The organism is Burkholderia guangdongensis, assembly GCF_013403875.1.
Classification (GTDB): domain Bacteria; phylum Pseudomonadota; class Gammaproteobacteria; order Burkholderiales; family Burkholderiaceae; genus Burkholderia; species Burkholderia guangdongensis.
The window spans coordinates 138,365-150,146 of sequence record NZ_JACBNX010000020.1; the positions used below are offsets into that span (position 1 = coordinate 138,365).

The 11,782-nt window shown below is 69.4% G+C and carries 10 protein-coding genes; 9 read left to right on the top strand and 1 reads right to left on the bottom strand.

Annotated features, from left to right (window positions below; translation table 11 throughout):
- Positions 1-178 precede the first annotated feature (178 nt).
- From HZI36_RS20020 to HZI36_RS20060, 9 genes are all read left to right on the top strand, one after another.
- On the top strand, positions 179-1,540 hold the full coding sequence (locus tag HZI36_RS20020) for an MFS transporter (RefSeq protein ID WP_179404399.1): 1,362 nt from the start codon (positions 179-181) through the stop codon (positions 1,538-1,540).
- Between the two features lie 83 nt (positions 1,541-1,623).
- Entirely contained in the window at positions 1,624-3,759 is a 2,136-nt protein-coding gene (locus tag HZI36_RS20025; RefSeq protein WP_343050317.1) for an acetate--CoA ligase family protein, read from the top strand.
- Position 3,760: 1 nt separating this feature from the next.
- Complete coding sequence (locus HZI36_RS20030; protein ID WP_246327143.1) at positions 3,761-5,107, top strand: DUF1254 domain-containing protein; 1,347 nt, start codon at positions 3,761-3,763, stop codon at positions 5,105-5,107.
- 21 nt (positions 5,108-5,128) lie between these two features.
- Complete coding sequence (locus tag HZI36_RS20035; RefSeq protein WP_179404400.1) at positions 5,129-6,451, top strand: DUF1254 domain-containing protein; 1,323 nt, start codon at positions 5,129-5,131, stop codon at positions 6,449-6,451.
- Positions 6,452-6,688: 237 nt separating this feature from the next.
- Positions 6,689-6,913: a hypothetical protein gene (locus HZI36_RS20040; protein WP_179404401.1), complete on the top strand. Its 225-nt coding sequence runs from the start codon at positions 6,689-6,691 to the stop codon at positions 6,911-6,913.
- A gap of 45 nt (positions 6,914-6,958) precedes the next feature.
- Positions 6,959-7,096 (top strand): HHHH-motif protein, encoded by a 138-nt coding sequence (locus HZI36_RS20045; protein WP_179404402.1) that lies wholly within the window; start codon positions 6,959-6,961, stop codon positions 7,094-7,096.
- Between the two features lie 346 nt (positions 7,097-7,442).
- Positions 7,443-8,609, top strand: coding sequence for a GGDEF domain-containing protein (locus tag HZI36_RS20050; RefSeq protein ID WP_179404403.1), 1,167 nt, complete (start codon positions 7,443-7,445; stop codon positions 8,607-8,609).
- A 253-nt stretch (positions 8,610-8,862) separates the two neighbouring features.
- A complete protein-coding gene (locus tag HZI36_RS20055; protein ID WP_179404404.1) occupies positions 8,863-9,714 on the top strand; it encodes an SPFH domain-containing protein in 852 nt (283 codons plus the stop codon).
- A gap of 83 nt (positions 9,715-9,797) precedes the next feature.
- Positions 9,798-10,349 (top strand): hypothetical protein, encoded by a 552-nt coding sequence (locus HZI36_RS20060; protein ID WP_179404405.1) that lies wholly within the window; start codon positions 9,798-9,800, stop codon positions 10,347-10,349.
- Positions 10,350-10,426: 77 nt separating this feature from the next.
- On the opposite strand, the gene bamA is transcribed toward HZI36_RS20060, so the two are convergent.
- The coding region (bamA, locus tag HZI36_RS20065) for an outer membrane protein assembly factor BamA (protein ID WP_179404406.1) at positions 10,427-11,782 on the bottom strand (1,356 nt) is incomplete at its 5' end.

Consider the following 11,782-nt stretch of genomic DNA (forward strand, 5'->3'; position numbering starts at 1 on the left):
TCCGTCGCGCCGCGTGTCGATCGATTCATGATCTTGATGCATTGAATTATTGCAAATAATGCAATTGCGTTATTTATTACAGCGTCATTCAATGTCCTGACGCGGCCCCTCCAGGCGACCAGTAGGCCCCTGGCGACCACGCATAGCCGCGATAGCGCTGCATGGGACAGGAGACACAATGACGCTTGCGACACGCGGTACCGGTCGCCGGTGGCTGATCGCCGCCGGCCTGTTTTTCTTTCTGGCGATCAACTTCGCCGACAAGGCGCTGATCGGCCTCGCCGCCGAGCCGATCATGCGCGAACTCCATCTCACGCACACCGAATTCGGCCGCATCGCGGCCAGCTTCTTCACGTTCTTCTCGCTGTCGTCGGTGCTCGTCGGGTTGCTCGCCGATCGCATCCAGACCCGCTGGCTGCTGCTCGCGATGGCCGTGATCTGGTCGGTCGCGCAGGTGCCGCTGCTGCTGTTCGCGGCGCCCGCGACGCTCGTCGCATCGCGGATGCTGCTCGGCGCGAGCGAGGGGCCCGCGTATCCGGTCGCCGTGCACGCGCTGTACAAATGGTTTCCCGATCACGAGCGCGCGGTGCCGTCGGCGGTGCTGACCGTCGGCTCCGCGTTCGGCGCGGGCTTCGTCGCGCCGGCGATCACCGCGATCATCGTCGCGTTCGGCTGGCATGCCGCATTCCTGGTGCTCGCGATCGTCGGGCTCGTGTGGAGCGCGGTCTGGCTGCGGATCGGCAAGGAGGGCCCGCTCGGCACGCACGGCACGCACGGAGCACACGGCACGCACGGTGCGCACGGTGGCGCCGCGCAGTCCGGCCACGCGGATGCGCTGCCCGAGAAGCTGCCGCTCGCGATGCTGCTGCTGTCGCGCACGTGCATCGCCGGCAACCTGAGCGGGTTCGCCGCGTATGCGCTGCTGACGATGCAGACGATCTGGCTGCCGAGCTATCTGGTGCGCGTCGCCGGCTATTCGCTGATGCAGGTCGGCTGGATCGCGGTGCTGCCCGCGTTCGGGCTGATGGTCGCGTCGCCGTTGCTCGGCTGGTGGTCGCAGCGGCTGATGGCGCGCGGCGTGTCGAGCCGCCATGCGCGCGGCACGCTCGGCGCGGCGGTCGTCGCGGTGTCGGGCGCCGCGCTCGCGCTGATGCCGACGCTGCCGGCCGGCCCCGCGCTGGTCGCGGCCGTGACGATCGCGTTCTCGATCGCGTCGTTCACGTTCGCAACCGGCGTGCTGCTCGCCGGCGAGGTCGTGCCGCCCGCGCAGCGCGGCGGCGTGCTGGGCATCAACGTCTGCATTGCGACGCTCGCCGGCTTCATCACGCCGGCCGTGATGGGCCACATCATCGACCACGCGGCGACGCCGATCGCCGGCTACCAGTTCGGGATGATGCTCGCGGGCGGGTTCGCGATCGTCGCGGGCATCGTCGGCGCGCTGCTCGTCGAGCCGGTCGCCGACCGGCGCCGCTTCATCGCGTATGCGGCCGCGCGCGGGCAGGGCCGTGTCACCGCACCGCTCGCGGCCGGCGAGCAATGAGTGCGTCCCGCGCGGCGTGCACGGCTTGCACGTCGTGCGCGGTGTGACACAGGTATTTCTCAAAGCACGAAGGAGTACGAAGGGTGACGAGGAGAATCGATCTGGCGCCGCTGCTGCGGCCTGCGTCGATCGCGGTGATCGGCGCGTCCGCCGATCCCGCGAAGGTCGGCGGGATGCCGCTGCGCCTGCTGCGCGAGCGCGGCTACGCGGGGCGCGTGCACGCGATCAACGCGCGGGCGAACGACGTGCAGGGGCTGCGGGCGGTGCCGTCGCTCGACGCGGTGGCGGAGCCCGTCGATCTCGCGATCGTCGCGGTGCCCGCGCACGCGACGCCCGATGTGATCACGCAGCTCGCTCGCAACCGCACGCGCGCGGCGGTGCTGTTCACCGCCGGCTTCGCGGAGACCGGCGACGCGGGCCGCGTGCTGCAGCGCGACGTCGCGCGCCGCGTGGAAGAGGCCGGCATCACGCTGCTCGGCCCGAACTGCCTCGGGCTGATGAACCTGCGCGACAACGTGTACGCGACGTTCTCGCCGGTCGCGCTCGCGGGCGTGCCGCCCGTCGGCAACGTCGCGCTCGTGAGCCAGAGCGGCGCGTTCGGCGCGTATGCGTTCGCGCTCGCGCGCGAATCGGGCCTCGGCGTCAGCCACTGGATCACGACCGGCAACGAGGCGGGCGTGCAGGTGGCCGACGCGATTCGCTGGCTCGCCGACGATCCGCAGACGTCGGTGATCCTCGCGTATCTGGAAGGCTGCACGGACGGCGCGAACATGCGCGGCGCGCTCGCGGCCGCGCGCGCGGCGGGTAAGCCGGTCGTCGTCACGAAGGTCGGCACGACCGCGACCGGCGCGCGCGCCGCGCAGTCGCACACCGCGAGCCTCGCCGGTGAGGACGCGGTCTATCAGGCGGTGTTCGACGAGTACGGCGTGCATCGCGCGCAGACGCTCGAGGAATTCTTCCGGCTCGGCTACGTGCTGTCGAAGGGCCGGCGGCCGACGTCGCGCTCGACCGCGATCGTCACCGTGTCGGGCGGCGTCGGGATCATGATGGCCGACCGCGCGGAGGCGCTGTCGCTGACGCTGCCGCCGCTGCCCGACGCGTACGGCGACGGAATCCGCGCGCAGATCGCGTTCGCGTCGACCGCGAATCCGATCGACGTGACCGGGCAGGTCGTCGCGCAGCCGAAGGTGCTGACCGACACGCTCGTCGGCGCGGTCGAATGCGGCGCGTACGGCAGCGTCGTCGCGTTCATCGCCGGCGGCGGCAACGTGCCCGCCGCGTGGGCCGCGATCGAGACCGCGATCGAGCGGATCACGGCGTCCGGCGCCGACGTGCCGCTCGTGCTGTCCGGGCTCGTCGACGACGCGAGACGCAAGTGGCTCGAAGCGCGCGGCGTGCTCGTGTTCCGCGAGCCGGTGCATGCGATGGAGTCGGTCGATGCGCTGTTGCGCGCGAACGAGAACGCGACACGCGGCGCGGCGCCGGACGACGAGACTTCGGTGCCGCCGGCGGTGTTGGCTGCATGCACGGCGAGCGTGCCGGCCGGCGCCACGTCGCTCGACGAGGCCGAGGCGCTGGCGATGCTTGCCGACGCCGGCGTCGCGGTGCCCGCGCACGCGGTGGCGAAGACCGCCGCCGACGCGGCCGCGGCCGCCGAGCGGCTCGGCTACCCGGTCGCGCTGAAGCTGCGCTCGCGCCACGTGCTGCACAAGAGCGACATCGGCGGCGTGCGGCTGAATCTGCACGACGCGCACGCGGTGCGCGACGCGTTCGCCGCGATCGAGGCCGCCGCCGCGCGCGCCGAATTGCCGGACGGTTTCGAAGGCGTCGTCGTCGCGCGGATGCTCGACGGCTGGGGCGAGATCATCGTCGGCTGCCGGCGCGATCCGGTGTTCGGGCCGGTCGTGATGACAGGCCTCGGCGGCACCGGCGTCGAGCTCGGCCGGAAGATGGCGTTCGGCCTCGCGCCGCTGTCGCGCGAACGTGCGCGCACGATGCTCGAGACGAGCGGCGCGGCGGGGCTCCTGAACGGCCATCGCGGCAAACCGGTGCTGTCGCTCGACGCGGCGGCCGACACGCTCGTCGCGGTGTCGCGGCTCGGCGTGGCGATCGGCGACGCGCTCGACACGCTCGAGATCAATCCGTTCATCGTCACGGCCGACGGCCTCGTCGCAGCCGACGCGGTGATCACGGCCACTTTCTCCTTCAGGACGATTTGATATGTACACCCAAGCGATGAGCGTACTCGAGACGCTGCCCGAAACGAACGACGATCCGCGCGTGCTGCTGGTCGAGATGGCGGCCGGGATGCTGGCGCTGGCCCGCTACCCGGTGATCGAGGTCGTGCGCACGTGCGCGCTGCACACGCTGCCGCACTCGACGAGCCCGCTGCGCATCGCGTTCAACCAGTTCCACGCGAGCGCGCGCCCGTGGACGCACGAGGATCGCGACGTCGTCACGCCGGCGAACGACTTTCTGTATCTGAACGGCTGGATCGATCTGTCGAACGGGCCGGTGCTGCTCGACATCCCGGCGATCGGCGACGACCGCTACTTCGTGATCGAGCTGCTCGACGCGTTCACGAACAACTTCGTGAACCTGAGCGCGCGCACGATCGGCGTGAAAGGCGGGCGCTTCGTGCTGCATTCGCCGGGCCAGACGGTGCCGGCGGAGGCGGGCGTGCCGGTCGAGTGCCCGACGCATCTCGTGTGGTTCCTCGGGCGCGTGCTGGTGCGCGGCGACGACGATCTCGATGCCGCGCGCAGCGTCGCGGGCGCGTTCCGCCTGAGTGGCGAGCGGTGCGCGGGGCCGTCGAGCGTGCGCCGCTGGCACGACACCGGCGATCACGCGCTCGACTTCTTCCAGAACGTGTTCAACACGCTCGCCGATTTCCCGCCCGGCGACGACGAGGCGCCGTTGCTCGAGATGTTGCAGCGCGCGGGCGTGAAGTGGCGCGGCGAGGTCGACGTCGCCGCGCTGCCGGAGGCGGTCCGGCAGGGGCTGCGGCTCGGCTACGCGCACGCGCAGCGCCTGATCACCGCATTCACCGAGAGCCGCGCGCGGCGCGCGTGGAGCTACAGCCTCGCGCTCGGCCGTTACGGCCATGCGTATCTGCAGCGCGCGTGCACCGCGATGAAGGGGCTCGGCGCGCTCGCGGCCGAGGAAGCGGTGTACGCGGCCGCCGACTTCGACGATATGGGCGAGCATCTGGACGGCCGCAAGCACTATGAGATCCATTTCCCGCCGGGCCAGTTGCCGCCGGTCGACGCGATGTGGTCGGTGTCGCTGTACGGCGCGGACCGCTACTTCATCGACAACCCGATCCGCCGCTACGCGCTCGGCGACCGCACGCCGGGCCTGCAATACGACGCGGACGGCGGGCTGCGGATCCGGATCAGCCACGACGCCCCCGACGTGCCCGACGTGCCCGACGCGGCGTCGAACTGGCTGCCCGCGCCGGCCAGCGGCGGCTTCTATCTGATCATGCGCTTCTATCACCCGCAGGCGTCGTTCCTCGAAGGGCGCTACGCGATTCCGCCGGTGCGCGTCGTGCGCGGCGACGCGTGACCGAACGGAGCGATGCGATCCATGTCCATTCTCGACACGCTCGATGCAGCGGCGGCCGACGCGGTGCAGTTCGCGCTGCCGCTTTATGAAATGTCGCGCATGCGCTCGGCGACGGCACCGCGTGCCGATCACGCGGGCCGGTTCGCCGGCGACTCGCCCGAGTCGACGCTGCGCTGGGCGAATCTGTGGAGCCACACGCGCCGGCTGCTCGGCCCGCAGGACCGCAAGGTCGTTACGCCGAACAACGACACGCTCTATTCGAGCGCGTGGCTCGACCTGAGCCGCGGCCCGCTGGTGCTGCGCGTGCCGGCGATGGGCGAGCGCTACTACGTGCTCGGGCTGCTGGACATGTACACGAATCCGTTCGGCTACGTCGGCACGCGCACGACCGGCCGCGACGCGGGCGCGTTCCTCGTGCACGGCCCCGGCTGGCGCGGTGACGTGCCCGACGGGATGCGCGCGCTCGCGTGCCCGACCGACGCGGTCTGGATGATCGGCCGGATGCTCGTCGATGACGACACCGATCTCGCGGCGGCCGTTGCGCTGCAGGACCAGCTCACGATCGAGCCGGCGCCGGGCAGCGATGCGCAGGTGCCGTGCCGTATCGATACCGGGATGCAGCCGAACGAGCGGCTCGGCGATCCGGAGGTGTTCGCGCGCGTCGTCAACCGCGCGCTCGCCGGGAATCCGCCGCCGGCCGACGAGGCGAGCCTGGTCGCGCGCTTCGCCGCGTGCGGGATCGGCGCGGCGCTCGACGGCGTGCCGCCGACCGACGCGCAGCGCGATGCGCTCGCGCGCGCGATCCGCGACGCGATCCGGACGCTGTCGGAAGCGTCGCCGTCGACGCTCGGCGGTGGTTGGGCGCTGCCCGTCGATCTGCTCGAATCGTTCGGCACCGACTACCGGCAACGTGCCCGCACCGCGCTCAGCTATATCGGCGCACTCGGGATTCGCGAGGCGATGTACCTGATGGCGGACCGCGACGCGGACGGCGCACTGCTCGACGGCCATGCGTCGTACGTGCTGCATTTCCCGCCCGGCGGCGCGCCGCGAACCGACGCGTTCTGGTCGCTGACCGCGTATGAGCGCGAGTCCTGCATGCTGGCCGACAACGCGATCGGCCGCTATTCGCTCGGCGATCGCACGCCCGGACTGCAGCACGACGCGGATGGCGGGCTGCGAATCGCGATGTCCGCGCGGGAGCCGGCCGATCCGGTGCTGCGGCGCAACTGGCTGCCGGCGCCGCCGGGGCGCTTCTATCTCGCGCTGCGGCTCTACGTGCCGGGCGACGCGCACATCGAGCGGCGCTTCGCGTATCCGCCGATCGAGCGTCAGTGCACGTAACTCGCGACGCGGATGACGGGTGACGCAATGATGACGCGCACGCAACGCACGCAACGCACGCAACGCACGCAACGCACGCAACGCACGCAACGCACGCAAGCCGCGTGCGTTGTTCGTTAACGTTCTTACGTGCGTATGACAGCGACGCGCATGCGTGTCATCAACCGTAGCAAGTTATTACACGTGAAATATTGCGCGTTCGTATGATCGACTCGCTTCGGCACACAAGGAGTCGAGATGAATAAAATAATGTTAACCGCACTGATGGCCGGCATGTTGTCGGCTACGATGCTGACAGGATGTGTCGCGTATGGGCCGGTCCCGGTTGCGCAGGTGACGATCGGCTGGCATGGCGACCGGTATTGGGATGGTCATCGCTACTGGGAGCGCCGCGACTGGGAGGCCCAGCATCCCGAGCATCGGGAAGATGGTCATCGCGACGATCAGCATCCGCAGTGGTAATCGCTTTGCCCAACACAACATTGATTTGAACAAGAGGACGTCAACATGAAAACCTTGCTGAAAACGATCTCCGTGGCCGCCGTCGCACTCGCGGTGCTCGCGCCGACGCTGGCCGAAGCGCACATGCATCGCGTGTGCCACTTCGACCACCATCATCACCGCGTCTGCCGCTGGGTGCGCTAACGTAGCGCCACGCACCGTCACGAAGCGCCGGGCGACCGGCGCTTTTTTTTCGTCCGCGCGTTCCGTGTAACGCGCGGTAATGTGACGGCAATATTCGGCTATCCGGTCGCCCGGACCGGGTAGAATGCGCCCCATTCGCCCGCGCTTTGTTGGCGGACAAAACAACACGCCGGACGTGACGTGCGACGTCCGCGCAATGGCCAGTCACGAGGTCGGCCCGACCGCCGCCGCCGTCGCTTTCCGCCGGATCCGTCCGGGCGGCGCGAAGGCCACCGCGTATCGTCGGGCAAGCGGCCAGGGTCCGGCTTCGTCGGCGTGTTGCGATCTCGATTGGGCGCCTTCGGACATGTCGACTCCCGCCGTTCTTCTGCTCGTCCTGCTGGTCAACTGCCTGCTCACGTCGGCGGCGCTCTCGTCGCTGCTGCGCACCGGCGTGCCCGGGCTGCATCGCTGGATCGCCGCGCAGGCGCTGCTCGCGGTGTCGGTCGGCGCCACGCTGGCCGGCGCGCGCTCGCCCGCGACGATCACGCTCGACACCGTGGCCTACGTGTTCGCGACGTGCATGATCCTGCAGGGCTTCCGGCAGTTCTTCGACGTGCGGATCGCGCATCGCGCGGAGCAGGTGGCCGCCGTGCTGCTGATCGTCGCGCTCGTCCGTTGCACGTGGTTCAGGCCCGATCCGAACCTGCGCGCCGTGCTCGTGTCAGTGCTGGCGGTGTATGTGCGTGTGTCGATCGCGTGGCTCGCGTTCCGGCGGCGGCCCAGGAACCGTCCCGCGTATGCGTGCGCGTTCGTGTGCACGGTCGCGCTCGGGGGCGCGATCGCCCATTTCGTGCGTGGCGTCGCGTTCGTGCGCGGCGCGATGGCGGACAGCGGCTTCATGAACGCGACGCCGGCGAACGAGCTGTTCCTCGCGGTCGGCACGCTGTCGCTGCTCGGCCTGTCGATGGGCGTCGTGATGCAGGCGCACGAGCGCGTCGCCGAACGGCTCGAGCGGCTCGCGACCATCGATGGACTGACCGGCGCGCTGATGCGCAGCGCGTTCCTCGAGCGCGCGCAGCGGCATTGCCGGCGCGTGGCGCACGTGCCGCTGTCGCTCGTCATCGTCGATCTCGATCACTTCAAGTCGATCAACGACCGCCACGGCCATGCGTGCGGCGACCAGGCGCTCGTCCGCTTCGCGGCGGTGATGTCGGACGGCATCCGCGCGGGCGATCTGTTCGGCCGGCTCGGCGGCGAGGAGTTCGCGGTGCTGTGCCCGGCCGCGTCCGCCGAAGACGCGCGGCACGCGATCGACCGGCTGCGCGCGTCGCTCGCGGACGGCGTGGGAGCGGCCGCGCGGGCCGGCGCCGTCGCGTTCACGTTCAGCGCGGGCGTGGCCGAGCGCGGGGCGGACGAGCCGCTGTCGAGCCTGATGGCGCGCGCCGATGCCGCGCTGTACGCGGCGAAGGCGGGCGGCCGCGACCGCGTCGTCGTCGCGCCGTCGGTCGAGCGGGCGGACCTCGCCGCGTAGCGCCGGCGCGGCGCCTGCTGATAAACCCTCGATTGCGTGATCCGGCTCGACGATTCGCGCGCGCGGATCGATACTCTGCGGAAATCGCCGAACGCGCATGCGCCGCGCGGCGGTGCGTCATCTGGAGGCGAACTGAAAGGATCCGGCGCCGTGGCGATTGAACCGATCGGCGCCGCGCGATATCAGAGACGATGCAAGACCCGGCCACGCCTGCGGGCCCAAGTGCGGGCGCTCAGATCGAAAAGGAACAACCATGGCTTTCGGACAAGGCAGCGGCCTGCAGCGGCAGGTCATCAGCACGCTGGACAACCAGGGCCGCGACGTGATGGGCCTCGACACGCTCGCGTGGAAGTATCCGGACAACAGCATCGTCTCCGGCTCGCTGCTGACGGTGGAGTCGAACCATTTCTGCGTGCTGAAGAGCCGCGGCGCGCTGCTCGACGTATACGAAACCGGCCAGCACCAGATCATCACGCCGGACAAGCCGATCCTCGGCAACATCGTGCAGGGCTTCTTCGGCGGCAACTCGCCGTGGCAGTACGAGGCGATCTACGTGCAGCGCAGCAAGCTGCTCGCGCAGAACAAGGGGATCGCGACGTCGAAGGAAATGGCCGTGATGGAGTACACGGTCGACTACTACGTGCACGTCGACACGAAGGACGACGCGGTGAAGCTGATCACGCACATGCCGTTCGCCGGCGAGCGGATTCCGATCGGCGAGCTGACCGCGTACGCGGGGCCGGTGATCGAGCAGGCGATCAACCAGATCGTGCAGGTCACGCCGATGGAGCAGGTCAACGAGCGGATCCACGACATCATCGAGCTCGCGAAGGGGCACCTGAGCGAGTTCCTCGACATCTACGGCGTGCATCTGAACGACGTGAAGGTGCTGATCATGCCGCAGGACGCGCGCATGCGCGAGCTGATCTCGCTGCGCGCGTTCGGGATGAGCGAGATCGAGGCCGCGCGGATGTATCTCGCGCTGAGAATGGCCGACAAGGGGCTGATCTCCGCGCCGAATGCGGCGGCCGGCATGCCGTTCACGATCGGCGGCCAGACGCTCGGCACGTTCGACGCCGGCGCGATCACGGGGCTGCCGAAGTGACGCGGGTAGCGTCGTAACGTCGTCATGTCGACCCACGCGGCGCGCCGGCGGACGGCGTGCCGCCTGCGCGAGCGGAGACATCCATGGGCACGAATCTGAATCCGAATCCGAATCCGATCGACGACGCGGGCGCGCTGAAGGCGCTGCTCGTGAATCTGTATACCGGCTGGGGCTACAACGCATACCGGCAGGAGAACAAGGACCGCGCCGACGACCAGATCATCCGCAACGGCGTGTGCGCGCTGCTCGGCGAAGCGCGCGCGCAGCTCACCGCGCACGTGGCGGGCATCCGGCGCGCGATCCCGACGCCGAGCCGCGAGAATCCGTTCCCCGGCGCGGACGAGCGCGCGCGGATCGCCGTGCTCGACGCGCTCGGCCGCGACATCGAGGCGGTCGAAGCGCTGATCCGGCATCTGCCGGTGCCGGAGAACGACGCGACGTGGCGCCGTCACCGCAGCGAGCGCGAGTTCCTGCCGCGCCTTGCCGATGCCGACGAGGCGATGGCCGGCCTCGCGCTGCAGGTGCGCGAGGATGCGCGCTCGAACCCGGAGCCGTCCGCGGTGTCGGGCGCGCTGGCCGCGCTGCGCGACGCGATCGACGCGCGCAAGCGCCTGCTGTCGCTGTCCGGAAGCTGAGCTGAGCTGAACTGAGCTGAGCTGAGCTGAGCCGCGAGGCGGCGGCGGGGCGGGCCGTCGCGATTGAAACGACGTGCCTAGAACGACGTGCCGATCTGAAACTGGAATTTCTGGTACTGGTCGCCCGCGTGCCGGACGATCGGCAGGCCGATGTCGAGCTTCAGCGGGCCGATCGGCGAGATCCATTCGAGACCGACGCCATAGCTGTAGCGCAGCCCGTTCGCGCCGGTGCTGGTGCTGCCGGACGTGCTGCCCCACACGTTGCCGCCGTCGACGAACGTGAACACGCGCAGCGTGCGGTCGTAGCCGGTGCCGGGCAGCGGGAACGTCATCTCGATGTTGCCGACGAGCAGCTTCGAGCCGCCGATCGGATCGCCGGTCGACGTGTCGCGGGGCCCAAGTGAGCTCGATTCGTAGCCGCGCACCGAGCCGATGCCGCCCGCGTAGTAGTTCTTGAAGATCGGATACGGCTGCCCGTCGAGGCCGAGCCCGTAGCCGCCCTGGAAGTTCAGGCCGAGGATGAAGCCGCGCGCGAACGAGTAGTAGTACTGCATTTGCACGTCGGTCTTCACGTAGCGCGAGCGCGTGAGCGGCACGCCGTATTCGGCGTTCGCCTGCGTGAAGTAGCCCTTGCTCGGAATCAGCGCGCTGTCGCGTGCGTCGCGCGACCAGCCGACCGTCAGCGGGATGTCGTTCGATACGTGGCCGAACTGCGCGACGTAGTCCTTGTACGACTGCGGCGTCGACGAGTCGATGTCGAGTCGGTTCTGCTCGATGCCGGCGCCGAAATAGACGGTGTCCGCTTCGGAGAACGGAATGCCGAACTTCGTGTCGGCGCCGTACGTGATCACGCGAAAGCTCGTGTCCGACGTGCTCGAGTAATAGAGCGGCAGCGACGTGCGGTAGTACGCGTCGGTGATCCGCTTGATGCCGTCGATCGTGAAGTACGGATCGGTCTGTGTGACGGACAGCGTGCGGAACGTGCTCGCGGTGTTCACGTTCAGCGCGAGGCTCGTGCCGGAGCCGAACACGTTGTCCTGCGACACGCCCGCCGAGATGATCGGCCCTTCGCCGGATCCGTAGCCGAGGCCGAGCGTGATCGAGCCGGTCGGTTTCTCCTCGACCTTCACGTTCACGTCGACCTGATCGGTCGTGCCCTCGACGGGCACCGTCGTCACGTCGACGTTCGTGAAGTAGCCGAGACGGTTCACGCGATCCTTCGACAGCGCGAGGCGGCCCGAATCGAACCACGCGCCTTCGAGCTGACGCATCTCGCGGCGCACGACTTCGTCGCGCGTGCGCGTGTTGCCGACGATGTTCACGTGGCGCACGTACACGCGGCGGCTCGGATCGACGACCAGCGTCAGCGCGACCGTGTGATGCTGCTGATCGATCTCCGGCTGCGCATTGACCGTCGCGAACGCGTAGCCGTA